The sequence below is a fragment of the Aldersonia kunmingensis genome (assembly GCF_001646865.1).
GTDB lineage: Bacteria > Actinomycetota > Actinomycetes > Mycobacteriales > Mycobacteriaceae > Aldersonia > Aldersonia kunmingensis.
In genome coordinates, this window is sequence record NZ_LRRB01000069.1 from 1 (window position 1) to 16,154 (window position 16,154).

The 16,154-nt window shown below is 65.7% G+C and carries 17 protein-coding genes and 1 pseudogene; 10 read left to right on the top strand and 8 right to left on the bottom strand.

Annotated features, from left to right (window positions below):
• Both A8G08_RS04855 and A8G08_RS04860 read left to right on the top strand, forming a co-directional pair.
• On the top strand, nt 1–869 hold an 869-nt coding region (locus A8G08_RS04855), incomplete at its 5' end, for an acyl-CoA dehydrogenase family protein (RefSeq protein ID WP_068270887.1).
• Between the two features lie 25 nt (nt 870–894).
• Nucleotides 895–1,710: an LLM class flavin-dependent oxidoreductase gene (locus tag A8G08_RS04860; RefSeq protein WP_068270889.1), complete on the top strand. Its 816-nt coding sequence runs from the start codon at nt 895–897 to the stop codon at nt 1,708–1,710.
• A gap of 22 nt (nt 1,711–1,732) precedes the next feature.
• Here A8G08_RS04860 and A8G08_RS04865 read toward each other — a convergent pair whose 3' ends face one another.
• Nucleotides 1,733–3,271 (bottom strand): acyl-CoA synthetase, encoded by a 1,539-nt coding sequence (locus A8G08_RS04865; RefSeq protein ID WP_068270892.1) that lies wholly within the window; start codon nt 3,269–3,271, stop codon nt 1,733–1,735.
• 171 nt (nt 3,272–3,442) lie between these two features.
• On the opposite strand from A8G08_RS04865, the gene A8G08_RS04870 reads away from it, so the two are divergent.
• Together A8G08_RS04870 and A8G08_RS04875 are read left to right on the top strand one after the other, a co-directional pair.
• Nucleotides 3,443–4,705, top strand: coding sequence for an amidohydrolase family protein (locus A8G08_RS04870; RefSeq protein ID WP_157108409.1), 1,263 nt, complete (start codon nt 3,443–3,445; stop codon nt 4,703–4,705).
• A 100-nt stretch (nt 4,706–4,805) separates the two neighbouring features.
• Complete coding sequence (locus A8G08_RS04875; RefSeq protein WP_068270895.1) at nt 4,806–5,579, top strand: SDR family NAD(P)-dependent oxidoreductase; 774 nt, start codon at nt 4,806–4,808, stop codon at nt 5,577–5,579.
• A gap of 9 nt (nt 5,580–5,588) precedes the next feature.
• On the opposite strand, the gene A8G08_RS04880 is transcribed toward A8G08_RS04875, so the two are convergent.
• Complete coding sequence (locus tag A8G08_RS04880; RefSeq protein WP_068270898.1) at nt 5,589–6,215, bottom strand: TetR/AcrR family transcriptional regulator; 627 nt, start codon at nt 6,213–6,215, stop codon at nt 5,589–5,591.
• Nucleotides 6,212–6,667, bottom strand: a complete 456-nt coding sequence (locus A8G08_RS04885) for a VOC family protein (protein ID WP_068270901.1) — start codon at nt 6,665–6,667, stop codon at nt 6,212–6,214. Before A8G08_RS04885 ends, A8G08_RS04880 begins: the two co-directional genes overlap by 4 nt.
• An 89-nt stretch (nt 6,668–6,756) precedes the next feature.
• Between A8G08_RS04885 and A8G08_RS04890 the strand changes: the two genes are divergently transcribed.
• The 6 genes from A8G08_RS04890 (at nt 6,757) to A8G08_RS04915 (ending at nt 12,058) form a co-directional block, all read left to right on the top strand.
• Nucleotides 6,757–8,058: an acyl-CoA dehydrogenase family protein gene (locus A8G08_RS04890; RefSeq protein ID WP_068270904.1), complete on the top strand. Its 1,302-nt coding sequence runs from the start codon at nt 6,757–6,759 to the stop codon at nt 8,056–8,058.
• On the top strand, nt 8,055–9,074 hold the full coding sequence (locus tag A8G08_RS04895; RefSeq protein ID WP_245672639.1) for a phosphotransferase family protein: 1,020 nt from the start codon (nt 8,055–8,057) through the stop codon (nt 9,072–9,074). Before A8G08_RS04890 ends, A8G08_RS04895 begins: the two co-directional genes overlap by 4 nt.
• Nucleotides 9,071–9,835 carry an enoyl-CoA hydratase-related protein gene (locus A8G08_RS04900; protein WP_068270908.1) on the top strand — a complete coding sequence of 255 codons (765 nt, stop codon included), beginning with the start codon at nt 9,071–9,073 and terminating at the stop codon, nt 9,833–9,835. The genes A8G08_RS04895 and A8G08_RS04900 overlap by 4 nt, the downstream gene beginning before the upstream one ends.
• 6 nt (nt 9,836–9,841) lie before the next feature.
• A complete protein-coding gene (locus A8G08_RS04905; RefSeq protein ID WP_068270911.1) occupies nt 9,842–10,813 on the top strand; it encodes an NADPH:quinone oxidoreductase family protein in 972 nt (323 codons plus the stop codon).
• Between the two features lie 14 nt (nt 10,814–10,827).
• Nucleotides 10,828–11,598: an SDR family NAD(P)-dependent oxidoreductase gene (locus tag A8G08_RS04910; protein WP_068270914.1), complete on the top strand. Its 771-nt coding sequence runs from the start codon at nt 10,828–10,830 to the stop codon at nt 11,596–11,598.
• A 157-nt stretch (nt 11,599–11,755) separates the two neighbouring features.
• Nucleotides 11,756–12,058, top strand: coding sequence for a hypothetical protein (locus A8G08_RS04915; RefSeq protein ID WP_157108410.1), 303 nt, complete (start codon nt 11,756–11,758; stop codon nt 12,056–12,058).
• 72 nt (nt 12,059–12,130) lie between these two features.
• Here the strand turns inward: A8G08_RS04915 and A8G08_RS04920 are convergent, their stop codons facing one another.
• From A8G08_RS04920 to A8G08_RS04940, 5 genes and pseudogenes are all read right to left on the bottom strand, one after another.
• Nucleotides 12,131–12,595: a hypothetical protein gene (locus tag A8G08_RS04920; RefSeq protein WP_245672641.1), complete on the bottom strand. Its 465-nt coding sequence runs from the start codon at nt 12,593–12,595 to the stop codon at nt 12,131–12,133.
• A gap of 38 nt (nt 12,596–12,633) precedes the next feature.
• The gene (locus tag A8G08_RS04925; protein WP_068270920.1) at nt 12,634–13,239 is read right to left on the bottom strand and encodes a TetR/AcrR family transcriptional regulator; all 606 of its coding nucleotides are present in this window, start codon (nt 13,237–13,239) and stop codon (nt 12,634–12,636) included.
• 131 nt (nt 13,240–13,370) lie between these two features.
• Nucleotides 13,371–14,519 carry an acyl-CoA dehydrogenase family protein gene (locus A8G08_RS04930; RefSeq protein WP_068270923.1) on the bottom strand — a complete coding sequence of 383 codons (1,149 nt, stop codon included), beginning with the start codon at nt 14,517–14,519 and terminating at the stop codon, nt 13,371–13,373.
• Between the two features lie 3 nt (nt 14,520–14,522).
• A complete protein-coding gene (locus A8G08_RS04935) occupies nt 14,523–15,830 on the bottom strand; it encodes a CaiB/BaiF CoA transferase family protein (protein ID WP_084435952.1) in 1,308 nt (435 codons plus the stop codon).
• Nucleotides 15,830–16,154 (bottom strand): annotated as a pseudogene (locus A8G08_RS04940) (SDR family oxidoreductase); the annotation flags it as partial. The pseudogene A8G08_RS04940 and the gene A8G08_RS04935, both read right to left, overlap by 1 nt.

Below are 16,154 nucleotides of genomic sequence, written 5' to 3' on the forward strand. Positions count from 1 at the left end.
ACGAATTCCTCGCACAGTTCCTGTCCGAGCCGAAGGGCGGGTCCGATCTCGCCGGTCTCACCACGAAGGCAGTGCTCGATGGCGATCGCTGGATTCTCAACGGCGCCAAGATCTGGAGCTCCGGTGCCTATGCAGCCAGCTACGCGCTGTGCCTGGCCCGGACGAACTGGGAGGTCACCAAGCACCGCGGCCTGACGATGTTCCTCGTCCCGACCAACGCCGAAGGTCTCACCATCCAGCAGATCCGGCAGGCGGACGGCAACATCGAGTTCTGCCAGGAATTCTTCGACGACGTGGTCCTCCCGGCCGATGCCGTCGTGGGTCAGGTCGACGGCGGCTGGGATGTCGCCTCTCGTCAGTTGGTGCACGAGCGCAACGCCGTGGGTGGTGCGTCGCCGTACGCCAGCGGGGCGCAGATCCACAGCGGTGGCGACATCTCCCGACTGGTCGCGCTCGCACGGCGCACCGGTCAGATGGACGACATTCGCGTCCGCGAGGACATCGGCGAGGCGCGGGCAATGAGCCTGGTCCACGATCAGCTCATCGCACGGGTTACCAGTGGGATCGTATCCGGTTCCATGCCCCCGCCTGCCGGTTCGATCATTCGCCTGCTGAGCGCCGAAAACTCCTGGCTGCAAGCCGATATGGCGGTGCGCATCGCCGGCTCCACCGGCGCCACGGAGGGCATTGCGGACGAGGGCGAGCCGGGCTGGATCGGTCGCGACTACCTGCTTCGCCAGGCGTGGAGCCTCGCCGGCGGCAGCACCGAGATGGCGCGCAACATCATCAGCGAGCGGGTGCTCGGGATGCCGCGCGAGTTCGCGGCCGACCGGGATGTGCCCTTCAACCAGGTGAAGCACGGCCGCTGAGCGGCCTGGGCCGACAAGGCAGGCGATGAAGTACGGCTTCTACACTCCGAACTTCGATTTCTTCGGCGACGCAACGGTACTCGCCGAACTCGCCGCCGAGGCCGAGGTTGCGGGGTGGGACGGGTTCTTCATCTGGGATCACCTGCAGTTCATCGAACCGGTCGCGGACCCGTGGATCGCCCTCACTGCGATGGCGTTGCGTACCAAGAGTATTCGGTTGGGCCCGCTGGTCACTCCGGTGCCGCGGCGTCACATCGGCAAGCTCGCTCGGGAGGTGCTCACCCTCGACCGCCTCTCGAATGGGCGCCTCACGCTCGGTGTCGGTGCGGGATACCCGCACCTGCCGGACTATGTGTCGTTCGGCGACAGCGGGGATCAGCGTGACCGCGCCGCGCGGTTCGACGAAGCCCTCGGCCTGCTCGATGAGCTGTGCAGCGGTAAGCCCGTGCAGCACAACGGAGCTCACTACCGGGTGGAGACCGGTGCGTTCGCAAGCGGCATTCAGCGCCCGCGCGTGCCGATCTGGGTTGCGGCGACGTGGCCGGCGAAGCGTCCGCTCGTTCGCGCTGCGCGCTGGGACGGAATCGTCGCATCCGGTGCCTACGGGCTCGAGGTGGAACCGGCGGCTATCGCCGAAATCGCCGCGCACGTTCGGCGCGAACGGCCGGACGAACCGGTGGACATCCTGCGGTTCGGACGGACCGAGAATCCCAGCGACACGTCGGTTGTCGGCGCATGCGCCGCGGCCGGGGCGACCTGGTGGATCGAGTACGCGCCGCCCGCCGGCTCGTCACTCGCCGAAGTTCGGTCCCGAATCGCGCTCGGCCCGCCGCGCATCTGAGCCCATCCACGCGGGACGAGGGTCAGATGCGTGAATCGTGGCCTTCCCAGTACTTCTCCCGCAGCAACCGCTTGTACAGCTTTCCGCTCGGGTCACGCGGCAACTCGTCGACGAAGTCGACGGTGCGCGGGCACTTGTAGCTCGCGAGTTCACCGCGGCACCAGGCGATCAATGCCGCCGCGACCTCATCGCTCGCCATCGCCGGATCGGATAGTTGGACAACCGCTTTCACGGCCTCCCCCATCTCCTCGTCCGGCACGCCGATGACGGCCACATCGGCGACATCCGGATGCCCGGCCAGCACGTTCTCGGCCTCCTGCGGATAGATGTTGACCCCGCCCGAGATGATCATGTGGGCGGCTCGATCCGTCAGGTAGAGATAGCCGTCCGCGTCGAGTCTGCCGACGTCGCCGAGGGTCCGCCATCCCTTCTCGTTGCTGATGGACGCGGTCTTGGCGGGATCGTTGTGGTACTCGAAAGGCCGCCCACCGGCAAAGTAGATGATGCCTTCCTCCCCGACCGGTGCCTCCTCGCCATCGGCGCCGACGATGTGACACTCGTTCATCGGCCGCCCCACCGAGCCGGGGTGTTCGAGCCACTCCTGTGGCGTGATGAAGCTGGTGCCAATGTCTTCGGTGCCGGAGTAGTACTCGTGGATGATCGGCCCCCACCAGTCGATCATCTGACGCTTGACCGCGATCGGACAGGGCGCGGCGGCATGCACGACCGTGCGCAGGCTCGAGACGTCGTAGCCCTCGCGCTGCTCCTTCGGCAGACGAAGCATGCGCACGAACATGGTCGGCACGAACTGCCCGTGCGTCACGCGATACCTCTGGATCGCCTGCAGGCAGGCGGCGGGATCGAAGTTCTCCATCACCACGACGGTCGCGCCGAGTCGCTGCCACGACATCGAAAACACCAGTGGCGCAGCGTGATACAGCGGAGCAGGCGAGAGGTACACCGCACCCTCGGCAGCCCCGGTCGCGAGCAGGCCCTGCGCGATCATCACCGGCGGCGCGGACGGATCGCCCAACGGCGTCGCCGGGAGTGGCTTGCGCACGCCCTTCGGGCGTCCTGTCGTGCCCGACGAGTACAGCATTTCGCGGCCCTCGCACTCGTCCGCCAGGGGCTCGGACGACTCGGCCGCCATCACGTCGTCGTAGCGCTCGAACCCGGGAAGCTCGCCGCCAACCGAGATCCGCGCGCGCAGGCGGGAGGTATCGAGTCCCGACACAACCTCGGCCAGTTCCTCGCTCGATACGATCGCCACCGCGCCGCAGTCGTCGAGGACGTACTGCACCTCGCTGGGCCGCAGATGCCGGTTGACCGCGGTGTAGTGCAGGCCCGAACGCTGCGCGGCCCAGGTCACCTCCAGGAAAGCGCGATGGTTCTCCAGCACTATGGCGATGTGGTCGCCCACGTCCAGTCCGCGGGCCCGCAGCGCGCGAGCGAATCGGACCGAGCGGTCCTCGAGCTCGGCGTATGTCACGACCTCGCCACTCGATGCGAGAACGATCGCCGGCTTGTCCGGTGTGTGTTCCGCGTGCCAACCCGGTGTCATCTGCGCAGCCGTCACAAGCAACTCCCTCACCGATACATGCAGGGTGGCGTACGTCACCGGCACGCCGTAGGATCACCCTAGAACGTCATTCTCGTAAAAAGAAGGCGGCATTCTCGCCGCCCCGCCATACCGAACGAAACAGCTCGGTCGAGTGAATTGGGAGCAGCCCCTGTGAACGTCGACGACTTGATCCTGGTCAGCATCGACGACCACGTCGTGGAACCGCCGGACATGTTCCTGCGGCACGTCCCCGCCAAGTACAAGGACGAGGCGCCGATCGTCGTAACCGACGAAAAGGGTGTCGACCAGTGGATGTACCAGGGCCGCCCGCAGGGTGTGAGTGGCCTGAACGCGGTGGTTTCGTGGCCGGCCGAGGAGTGGGGTCGCGACCCTGCGGGCTTCGCCGAAATGCGCCCGGGCGTCTACGACGTGCATCAGCGGGTGAAGGACATGAGCCGCAACGGCATCCTCGCCTCGATGTGCTTCCCGACCTTCACCGGCTTTTCGGCCCGCCACCTCAATCTGCATCGTGACCCGGTCACCTGCATCATGGTGTCGGCCTACAACGACTGGCACATCGACGAATGGGCGGGCTCCTACCCGGGTCGCTTCATTCCGATCGCGCTGATGCCGACGTGGAACCCCGAGGCGATGGTCGCCGAGATCAAGCGTGTCGCCGCCAAGGGCTGCCGTGCCGTGACCATGCCGGAGCTGCCGCACCTCGAGGGCCTGCCGAGCTACCACGACATGGACTACTGGGGCCCGGTGTTCCAGACCCTCAGCGACGAAAACGTCGTCATGTGCCTGCACATCGGAACCGGTTTCGGCGCACTGCAGTTGGCTCCGGACGGCCCGATCGACAACCTGATCGTGCTCGCCTCGCAGATCTCCAGCCTCTGTGCCCAGGACCTGCTGTGGGGACCGGCGATGCGCACCTACCCGAACCTGAAGTTCGCCTTCTCCGAGGGCGGCATCGGCTGGATCCCGTTCTACCTCGACCGCTGCGACCGGCACTACACCAACCAGAAGTGGCTGCGTCGCGACTTCGGCGGCAAGCTGCCCAGCGACGTCTTCCGCGAGCACTCGCTGGCGTGCTACGTCACCGACAAGACGTCGCTCAAGCTGCGTCACGAGATCGGCATCGACATCATCGCCTGGGAGTGCGACTACCCGCACTCGGACTGCTTCTGGCCGGATGCTCCCGAGCAGATGCTGGGCGAATTGAACGCTGCGGGCGCGGACGACACAGATATCGAGAAGATCGCCTGGCAGAACTCCTGCCGGTTCTTCGACTGGGATCCGTTTGCCAACACCAAGCGCGAGGACGCAACCGTCGGCGCGCTGCGCGCCACGGCGACCGATGTCGACGTCTCGATCCGCCCGCGCAAGGAATGGGCGAAGTTGTACGACGACAAGCAGTTCGCAACGGCCTAGCTCGGACTTCGATGTTCGCCTCCCGGTATTGCATTTGCGATACCGGGAGGCGAACCTTTTTCACGAACTGTCTTCTTCGTCAGCGTCGACGGGAGTATTCATGACCGAGCCCTCCCCCACCCGCACCCCGGCCGAATTGTTCGACCTGTCCGGCAAGGTCGCCCTCGTAACGGGCGGCAGCCGCGGCATCGGCCGCGCGATCGTGCTCGGCTACGCCGCGGCCGGAGCCGATGTCGTGATCGCCAGTCGCAAGCTCGCGGCATGCGAGGAACTTGCCCGGGAAGTCGAAAGCCTCGGTCGGCGCGCGCTTCCGCTCGCCTGCCATGTCGGGCACTGGGACGACTTGGACACCCTCGTGGACCGCTCGTACGGCGAATTCGGCAAGGTCGACGTCCTGGTCAACAACGCCGGAATGTCACCACTCGCACCGTCATCGGCGGAGACGAGCGAGGAGTTGTTCGACAAGGTCGTCGGCGTCAATTTCAAAGGCCCGTTCCGGCTTTCGTCGCTGGTGGCCGAACGAATGGTGACCGGCGACGGCGGGTCGGTGATCAGCATTTCCAGCACGGGGTCGCTGCGCCCCTCCCCCAATTTCGGCCCGTACGCCGGGTCCAAGGCGGCCCTCAACGCGATCAACATTGCCTTCGCACAGGAGTTCGCGCCCAAGGTCCGCTTCAATGTGATCGCGCCGGGCGGCTTCTACACCGATATCTCCAAGGATTGGGCGATCCCCGGCGAGGACGTCCCCGCACTCCTGTTGCGGCGGTATGGCTACCCGCACGAGATCGTCACCGCCGCTCTGTACTTCGCCAGCGACGCGTCCTCCTACACCACCGGGTCCCTGTTGCGGGTGGACGGGCTCGGGGTTGTCTAGCCGCCGCGTCTAGGGCGTGCGGATACGTAGGCAGAATGCCGTGATCCGGTCGACATCGGACTTCGTCGGCCGCATCTGCCTCCAGAGGTAATCGGAGAGCTTGCCGATGGTGGCGTGCGCCGCAAGTGAGGCATCGAATTCCGGGTCGGCACTTCCGAGTTCGGCATAGGTGTCGCGCACGAGCGCGGCGAGCCGACCGGCCACGGACGGCGGGCTCGACATGATCTCCTCTCCCATGCTCCCGGCGTTCCACATGACCGCCCGGGTGGTCTCGGCGCTCTCGTCATCCGCCTGGGACAGGACTCCCTCGACCCAGCGGCGCAACCGTGCCTCGGCGGTCGATGCCTTGCTCATCTGATGCGCGACGTAGCTGTGCAGTCGCTCGGTTCCGTCTTCGAGGATGGCGGCGACAAGCGCGTCCTTCGAGGGGAAGTGTCGATAGAACGCCTCGTTGGACAGCCCGGCCTCCGCGACGATATCGGCGACCCGCGGCCGCGCGGTGGTTCCGCTTCGGCCCATCACTACTCGGCCGGCGTCGAGGAGTCGGCGAACCTCGTTGGCGTAGTTCGCCTCTCGCTTTGCAAGCGACCGTGCCGCGATTCGGCTGGCGAGGGTGTCGCCCGGTTCGGTGCTCATGTGTCGCCATCGGCAGGCGCAGCCCAGCAACGCTGGATACCCGGTTCGGCAGCGCGCGTCACCAGTTCGATCAGCAGCCCCCATGTACTGCGATGAAAGGTGAAGAACAGCTGACCATCCGGACCAAGCCGCGAGGCTTCGCACACAAACCCCTGCCGTTCCAATTCGGTCGCGTCCGCGGCGACATCATCGGACCAGTACCCGGCGTGATGGATGCCATTCCCCGCCGTCCACATCGTGCCGGGAATCTCGCGAACGAGTTCGAGCCGCGGTTCCGTGACCGAGTACGCGCATCTCAGGTCGAGCGCGGCGGGACCGCTGGGCAGCGTGACATCGATCTGTCCGCCGATCTCGGGTCCCCATTCGTAGCCGAATAGCTCACTCAACTGCTCCCGAGTGGCCACCATGTCACTGGGGACGATCCCGAGATGGAACAGGTCCGCAGCCTTCATCACCGGGCCTCCGAAACCATCTTCGTCAAACTCAGAATTGCATTCTGGATCACGAGAAGCATATTCTCACTAACGGAAGGGAGACGCAAATGGCGTGGGACTTCGAAACGGACCCGGAATTTCAGAAGAAACTGGATTGGGCCAATGAGTTCGTCCGCGAGGAGGTCGAGCCACTCGATCTGGCCTTCCCGCACCAGCAATTCGTGCCGCTCGATGAGACACGACGCAAGGTGATCGATCCGCTCAAGAACCAGGTACGTGAACAGGGCCTGTGGGCCACTCACCTCGGCCCCGACCTCGGCGGCCAGGGTTTCGGCCAGCTCAAACTCGCGCTGCTGAACGAGATCCTCGGCCGCTCGTCGTGGGCGCCGATCATCTTCGGCTGCCAGGCACCGGACACCGGGAACGCCGAGATCATCGCCCACTTCGGCACCGATGCGCAGAAGGAGCGGTATTTGCGGCCGCTACTCGAGGGCGAGATGTTCTCCTGCTACTCGATGACCGAACCCCAAGCCGGGGCGGACCCGACCCAATTCACCACCCGCGCCCGGCGTGACGGCGACGATTGGATCATCGACGGCTGGAAGTTCTTCTCTTCCAACGCCAAGACGGCCTCATTCCTGATCGTGATGGTCGTAACCGACCCGGACGTCAGCGCGTACGAGGGCATGTCGATGTTCCTGGTTCCGTCCGATACGCCGGGCGTGGAGATCGTGCGGAACGTCGGCCTCTACGGCGAGCAGATGAACGAGGGCTCGCACGCCCTCATCCACTACAACAACGTTCGGGTGCCGGCCGAGGCACTGCTCGGCGGCGAAGGAAAGGCCTTCGCCATTGCGCAGACGCGCCTCGGCGGTGGCCGTATTCACCACGCCATGCGCACCATCGGTCTCGCGCAGAAGGCCATCGACATGATGTGCGAGCGGGCCCTGAGCCGCGAGACCGCGGGAAGCAGGCTGGCGGACAAGCAGTTCGTGCAGGGCTATATCGCCGATTCCTACGCACAGCTCGTCCAGTTCCGGCTCTTCGTGCTCTACACGGCGTGGGAGATCGACAAGTACAACGACTACAAAAAGGTCCGCAAGGACATCTCCACCGCCAAGATCGTCATGCCCACCGTGCTGCACGACATCGCCTGGCGCGCGATGCAGGTGCACGGTGCGCTCGGCACCACGAACGAGATGCCGTTCTTCGGCATGATCCACGGCGCCGGCGTGATGGGCCTCGCCGATGGACCGACCGAGGTGCACAAGACAACAGTCGCCAAGCAGGTGCTGCGCGAATACAAGGCCACCGACGACATGTGGCCCACCGAATGGATTCCTCGCAAGCAGGAAGCAGCGCGCGAGAAGTTCGCCGAGTACCTCGAACACGAAGTAGGGAACCTGTGATCGACACGCAAAGACTTGCCGACTGGATGGACGAGCAGGGCCTGCCCGGTAAGGGCGAGCCGCTCGAAGCGAACTTCCTTTCCGGCGGCACCCAGAACGAGATCTACGAGATCGTGCGCGGCGACGAGCGCTGCGTCATCCGCATCCCACCTGCGGCGGCACCCGCCAACCGGGACGAGGGCATCATGCGCGAGTGGCGCATCATCGAGGCCCTCGACGGCACCGACGTGCCGCACACCCGCGCGGTCGCCGCGTGCTCGGACAAGTCGGTGCTCGGCCGCTCGTTCTATCTGATGGGCTTCGTCGATGGCTGGTCGCCCATGGAGTTCAAGAAGTGGAAGGAGCCGTTCATCTCGGATCCGGAAGCGCGGCGCGGCCTGGCATTCCAACTCTCCGAGGGCATCGCGCTGCTGTCCAAAGTCGACTGGCGGGCCAAGGGCTTGCATGATCTGGGTCGTCCGGACGGCTTCCACGAGCGGCAGGTCGAGCGGTGGACTCGCTTCTTCGACCGCATCAAGGGTCGCGAGATTGACGGTATGGCCGAGGCGACCGAGTGGCTGCAGAACCACAAGCCGCTCGACTTCATCCCCGGGCTAATGCACGGCGATTACCAGTTCGCCAACGTCATGTTCCGTGAGGGCGCGCCGGCCCAACTGGCGGCCATCGTGGACTGGGAGATGGGGACGGTCGGCGATCCGAAGCTGGACCTCGCGTGGATGATCCAGGGCTGGCCGGAAGACACCGAGTCGCCCGAGGCGGAGACCTCCGGTTACGTCGATATGCGTGGGATGCCGTCGCGCGAGGAGATGGTCGCGCATTACGCCGACGTGTCCGGGCGCCAGGTGGACGATCTCGACTACTACCTTGTCTTGGCCAAATGGAAGCTCGCCATCGTCCTCGAGCAAGGCTTCCAGCGTGCCGGCGACGACTACAAGCTGCAGTCGTTTGGCACCATCGTGCCAACACTGATGCGTTCCGCTGCCGATCTGGCCGAGTCGACCGACTACCGGTCATGAGCGACACGGACGAGCTTCTCACCGAAAGGCGCGGCGCGGTCCTCGTCGCGCGAATCAACCGGCCCGATGCACGAAACGCCCTGACCGCGAATGTCATGCGGGGAATCGGCAGCGCGATCGTCGAGGCCGAATCCGACGCCGGCATTCACGCTGTTGTGGTGACCGGAACGGGCGATCGTGCGTTCTGCGCCGGAATGGATCTGCGGGCGTTCGCCGAGGGCCAGGACATGTCCGGGAACGAGGACTTCCTCCGGCTCACCCGCGGTGAGGTCGCTGTTCCGGTGATCGGCGCGGCGAACGGCTCGGCCGTTGGAGGCGGGCTCGAACTGCTCCTCGGATGCGACCTCATCGTCGCCGCGGCCGACGCGAAATTCGCCCTGCCCGAGGTGAAGCGCGGACTGTTCCCCGGAGGTGGCGGCACGTTCATCGGCACCCGGATTCCGTTGAGCGTGGCGCTGGAGATGACCATGACCGGCGATCCGATCAGCGCAGCCCGCGGCTACGAGGTCGGTTTGGTCAATGCCGTGGTACCCGCCGCGGAGGTTCTCGACACAGCAATCGGCTACGCCGAGCGCATTGCGGCCAACGCTCCGCTCGGAGTCGCGGCGTGCAAGGAGCTCGGCCGGCTCGCCGTCACCGACCTCGGTGCAGCACGAGAGCGGGAAAGCCATTGGCAGAAGGTCGTGTTCACGAGTGCGGACGCCACGGAAGGCGCGGTGGCATTCATGGAGAAGCGGCCACCGGCCTGGCGAGGCCGGTGAGCTGACATGCGTGCCGCTGTCTGCCCGTCGTACGGGCCGCCCGAGGTTGTCCGCATCGAGGACCTGCCGTCGCCCGAGCTGCAACCCGGTCAGGTGCGGGTACGGGTGGGCGCGGCCGCGGTCAACTTTCCCGACGTACTGGTCGTTGCCGACAAGTACCAGATCAGCGTGCCACCGCCGTTCGTACCCGGCAGCGAATACGCGGGTGAAGTGACCGAAATCGGTCCCGAGGTGAGCGAACTCGCGGTTGGTGATCGAGTCAGTGGGACCGGGATTGTCGGCGCGTTCGCCGAGGAGATCGTTGCCGCGGCCACGAAAGTCAATAGAGTTCCGGACGGCGTCGACGAGCGCGTCGCGGCAGCCTTCGGCGTCGCCCACCGGACGGCCTATCACACGCTGCGCTCGGTAGCCCGGCTCGAACCGGGGCAGCGACTGCTGGTTCTCGGCGCGGGCGGCGGCGTGGGGCTCGCCGCGGTGCAACTCGGGGCGGCACTCGGCGCCTCGGTCACCGCGGTGGCCTCGTCGCAGGAAAAGCTCGATGCCGCAGCCTCGTACGGCGCCGAGTCGCTGGTCAACTATCGCGACGGCGATCTGCGGTCGGCGCTGCGGGAGGCCCTCCCGGATGGCGCGGACGCGGTGGTGGACCCTGTCGGCGGAGACCTGTCCGAGCCGGCGCTGCGTGCGCTGCGGCGCGGCGGCCGGTTCGTCACTGTGGGTTTCGCGTCGGGCACCATCCCCCGCATCCCATTGAATCTCGTCCTGGTCAAGGGCGTCCACGTGATGGGCTTCCAGTTCCAGGACATCGACCCGAAGGAATTGCGCCGCAACGAGGATGAGCTCATCGAGCTGCTGCGCACAGGTCGCGCCGTGCCGCATATCGGGGCAACATTCGCACTCGATGACGCGGCGCAGGCCCTGCGCCTCGTGGCCGATGGCAAGGCAATCGGCAAGGTCCTGATCGAGTTCGGTACTCACTAAAGGGGCTAGCGGTAATGGGACTATCCGGCTTGACCGGTAAGAGCGCCGTTGTCGCGGGCGGTGCCACTGGAATTGGCGCAGCGACTGCGCGCCGACTCGGCACCGAAGGATGCTGCGTCGTCGTCGGCGATCTCGACTCGACCGGCGCCAAGCAGACAGCGGACAGCATTGTCGAGGCGGGAGGTATCGCCGCCGCATTCGGATTCGATCTGGCCGATCCCGAGTCGGTGGGCCAATTGTTCGAGAGCGCAATCGAGCGCTTCGGCGCCGTCGACCTGTTGTTCAACGTGGGCGCGGACATGCGGGCCTTGCGCGGCGACTCCGACATTCTCGACATAGAGCTCGACACGTGGGATCGCATAATGACGGTCAACTTGCGGGGATACCTGCTCACCATGCGCGCCGCGATCCCGCACATGCTGGCTCGCGGTGGCGGTGCCATCGTCAACACGTCCTCTGCGGCGGCCTTCCAGGGCGAACCACGCCGACCCGCCTATGCCGCCACGAAGGCCGCCCTCGGCGCGCTCACCCGTCACGTCGCGTCCGGTTGGGGCAAGAACGGAATCCGGTGCAACGCAGTCGCACCGGGCTTCACGGCAACTGAGGCGATCCGTTCCGCGCCACAGTGGCCGGATCTCGAGGCGGGAGCGCTGAAACGCATGCGGAGCCCGCGCGTAGGCGAGAGCGGTGATGTCGCCGCGATGGTCGCCTTCCTGATGTCCGACGACGGCGCCTGGGTCAATGGCCAGGTCATCAACGTCGACGGCGGCACGATCCTGCGCTGAGGAGCCGCCATCCCACCCACGGACGCGATCGTTAACGGGCACTTGTCCCCATCGACCTCGACGCAGACCCGGCGCATTCTTTCCGAAGACAGGGTCCCGTCGGGGACGCCGAATCACCGACGGTATCGCCACGATCGCCAGAGGTAAGGACACGATCATGAACACCACCCACAAAACGACAAGGCGGCGGATCGCGGCATTGGGAGTGGCAGCAGCCGCCGCGATGGCACCCGCCCTGTTGTTCACCGGTGCGGGAACCGCAGCCGCTGATTCCTGCAACGGCGGCGCCCTGCAGGGCAGCTACTACTGTTCCCCGCGACCGGATACCCCAGCCCCCAGCGCATCGACACCTTCGTACACGCCATCGACGCCGGCGTTCGGGATGAACAACCTGCCGCAGTGCACGGGCGGCACTCTCGCCGCCATCGGCGGGCTCATCAGCGGGGACGGCTGCACGTAGGACGTGCGGTCCGGCGGAAGCGACGGTGGCCCGGTCCATTCGGACCGGGCCACCGTTGTTCGGTTCAACCGATCACATCGCGGTGACGAGATCCGCGTTGCTCGGGAACTTGGCATGGGCTGCGCCACAGAAGGATTCGAACGCATCGATCGGCGACGCAGAATCGACCATCGCGACCGCCCGCTTCTTGAACGCCCGAGCCGCGACACTGAGCCGGTGCTGCGCCGGGGCACACTTGCGGCCAAGCTCGGCCGGGAGGCGGTCGCCCCAGAGGCGGATCTCGGTGTCTGCGGAGTCGAGCGCTTCGAGCATGCCTTCGCGCACTCGCTGATCGGATTCGAACATGCTTGCCGCGACGGCGATCGCCTGCGGCACCAAACCAAAGCTGTTGGGCGATACCAAGGACTCTTCGAGTTCGAGCGGGGTAGCACCGAGGATCTGCAGCGGACGCACATCGCCAAGCTCACGGACGTGGACGGAGACATCCCAGCCGGCCATCATCCGGTCGTAGAGCCAGCCGCCGGCAAACTGCACCACATCGGCGGTCGATGGGCCGACGATCGCGAGGCGATACCTCAGTGGGTGCTGGCGGGCGAGAGCTCGGACGCTAGCGAGCGAATGTACTCCTTGAACACGTTCGTCAGTGGAATCGAAGGATCGAGTAGCCATGAGGTTTCCATCCCGTTGATGAAGGCGACAATCTCCACGGCCTTTGTGGCCGCATCCAGGTCCGCCCGATACCTGCCCTCCTGCTGACCGCGTCGCAGAATGTCCGCGACGATCTCAACCGAAGCGCGGTATCGCGCCTGTAGGCGGTCATGCAATGGAGCGTCCGATTCCAGGTTCTCGACCAGCAGGACGATGTACATCCCCACCAGGTCGGGAGACCTTTCGAACCGGTCCACCACCCGATCGATCTCTTCGAGAAGATCACCCGATCGGTTTGCATGAATATCGTCGTCGATGTCGCGAGCGTCGAGGACTGCGTGCAGCAATTGGTCTTTCGACTCGAAATGATGCAGCAGCCCCGCGGGGCTGACGCCGGCCTCCGACGCTATCTGTGCAAGCGTCGTGCCACGCCAACCATTACGCGCAAGCAGTCGTTGCGCGACGATGAGGATGCGCTGTTTACGATCCTCACCCTTGGCCAGCAGCGTGGCGTAAGGCCGTTGTTCGGACACCGAATACCTCTATTCGACGGACCTACCGAACACACAGTAGGTCGGTTTGCCGGATGTGACAAGGCTCTCTTTCAGGAATGGTGGTGACTCAGGTCACCGGATTCATGATAATGAATTTGCCTTATTTATGATCACAGACCGATCGACTTGGCGATGATCGTCCGCATGACTTCGCTGGTCCCGGCATAGATTCGGGCCACGCGAGCATCCGTGTACATCCGGGCGATGGGGTACTCCATCATGTAGCCGTAGCCGCCGAACAACTGCAGACAACGGTCCACGACCCGCCCCTGCAACTCGGTGCAGAACAGCTTCACCTTCGCCGCATCCGCGCCGGACAGTTCCCCGTTGACCAGTTCGGTGACAGCGGCGTCGACCATCATCTGGGCGGCCTCGAGCTCGGCGGTCATTCCCGCGAGCTCGAATTTGGTGTTCTGGAACGAGGCCACGGGCTGACCGAACGCCTTGCGCTCCTTCACGTACTCGATGGTGGTGGCGACCGCAGCCTTGGCCTGGGCCACCGACCCGACCGCGACGGTCATCCGCTCCTGCGGGAGGTTGTGCCCGAGGTAGCCGAACGCCGCGCCCTCCTCCCCCAGCAGGTTCGCGATCGGAACCCGGACATCGTTGAACGACAGCTCGACGGTGTCCTGCACGCGGCAGCCCATCTTGTCGAGCACTCGGCCGCGCTCGAAGCCGGGCATTCCGTCCTCGACGACGAGCAGGCTCAGCCCCGCGCGGCGGTTGTCCGGATCCGTCGACGTTCGGGCCACGACGATCACCAGGTCGGCGAGCAGGCCGCCGGTGATGAAAGTCTTCGCGCCGTTCAGCACGTACTCGTCGCCGTCACGCACCGCGGTGCTCCGGATACCGGCCAGGTCCGAGCCCGTGCCCGGCTCGGTCATCGCGACCGCGGTGAGCAACTCGCCCGTCGCCAGACCTGGGAACCAACGGTGCCGCTGCTCCTCGTTCGCGTACTCGAGGAAGTACGGCAGGATCACGTCGAGCTGAGTCCGGACCGTGCTGAGGGTGACCAGCGCACGCGCGGCCTCCTCCTGGAGAACGCAGTTGTAGCGGAAGTCCGGCAGTCCGGCACCGCCGTACTCTTCGGGGATCGCCATACCGAGCAGCCCGAGAGCGCCGAGTTGCTTGAACACTTCCCGCGGGAAATGTCCGACCTTCTCCCAGGCCGGATAGTTCGGAGCTACTTCCTTTTCCACGAAGGTCCGGGCCAACTCCCGGAATGCCTCGTGGTCTTCGGTAAACAGATGTCGGCGCAAGATCTAACTCCCAGTCTGCGTTTCGTCGTTCGTATCGGCAGTGCCGTAGGCGGGACCGACGGCTCCGCGCTGGCGCAGGCCGGAAATGGCCGCGGCTTCGAAGCCGAGTTCGGCCAGGATCGCGTCGGTGTGCTCACCAAGTCCGGGCACGGCACCCATCTCGTACTCGAAGCCCGAGATGATGGCCGGCGGTAGCAGCGCGGGAATCGGACCAGCCGACGTCTGCACCTGCCGCCAACGGTCGCGCTCGGTCAACTGCGGATGCGCGAGAACATCGGTCGTCGTGTTGTATCGCGAGTTCCCGATGCCCGCGTCGTCGGCCGTCTTCTGGATGTGGTCGAGATCGTGCTGCGCGCACCATCCTTGGATCGCCTCGTCGAGCACCGCGCGATTCGCGACCCGGTCGGTGTTCGTGGCGAAGGTCGCGTCATCCGCAAGATCGTTGCGGCCGATGATGTCTCGGGCGAGCCGCTGCCATTCCCGATCGTTGGTGGTCCCGAGGATCACGGTCTGACCGTCCGCGGTGCGATAGGCCCCGTAGGGCGCGACCGCGGGTGAGCTCATGCCAAGCGGCTGCTGCTCGATCCCGGAATGCTGCGTGTAGGTGAGCGGATAGCCCATCAGATCCATCATGGTGTCGAACAGGCTCACCGTGATGGGGCCGGCCGCCGCCTGCCCGCCACTGCGTTGCTTGCCGCACAACGTGGCCAAGATCGAAATCGCGGAGTACAGACCGGTCGAGATATCGGCAACGGGCGGACCGGGTTTGGCCGGCTGCTCGGCGGTACCGGTGACCGAGCAGGCTCCGGATTCGGCCTGGATCAGCAGGTCGTAGGCGCGCTTGTGCGACAGCGGCCCACCCTGGCCGTAACCGTCGATCTCAACAGAGATCAGGTCGGGGTAGCGCTGCGCGAGGTCCTGCCCGGCAAGACCGAGCCGCGCCATCGCGCCCGGGGCCAGATTCGAGACGAGCGCATCGGCACCATCGAGCAGCCGGTGCAGGACGTCGAGGCCCTCCGGCGACTTCAAGTTCAGCGTCAGCGACTCTTTGCCGCGGTTGGCCCAAACAAAGTGGGCCGCAAGACCATTCACCACGGTGTCGTAATCGCGGGCGAAGTCGCCGCCCTTGGGATTTTCCACCTTGATCACCCGCGCACCGAAATCGGCGAGCACGCGGGTACACATCGGGGCGGCCACCGCCTGCTCCAGGGTGACCACCGTGATACCGGCGAGCGGCCCCCCGCCGGTGGAACCGGCTAAGGCCCCTCCAGCCGTAGCTGAGGGGCCGGCCAGTGCCGAGCTATCCGGCATCACATCACCATGCCGCCATCCACCGGCAGCACCTGCCCGGTGACGAAGGACGCCGCGTCGGAAGCAAGGAACACGAACGCGCCCGCGACCTCCGAGGGCTCGGCCCAGCGCCGCAGCAGAATTCGGTTGAGCATCGTCGCCGCGAACTTCTCGTCGGTGCGGATCGTGTCGGTCATCGGCGTTGCGGCGAGCGGAGCCAGCGCGTTCACACAAATGCTTACGCGCGAGCTCGCGGGCCAGCGACTTGGTGAGACCGATGATGCCGGCCTTGGCCGCCGAGTAGTTCACCTGCCCAAGTGTGCCGACGATTCCCGCCGACGACGT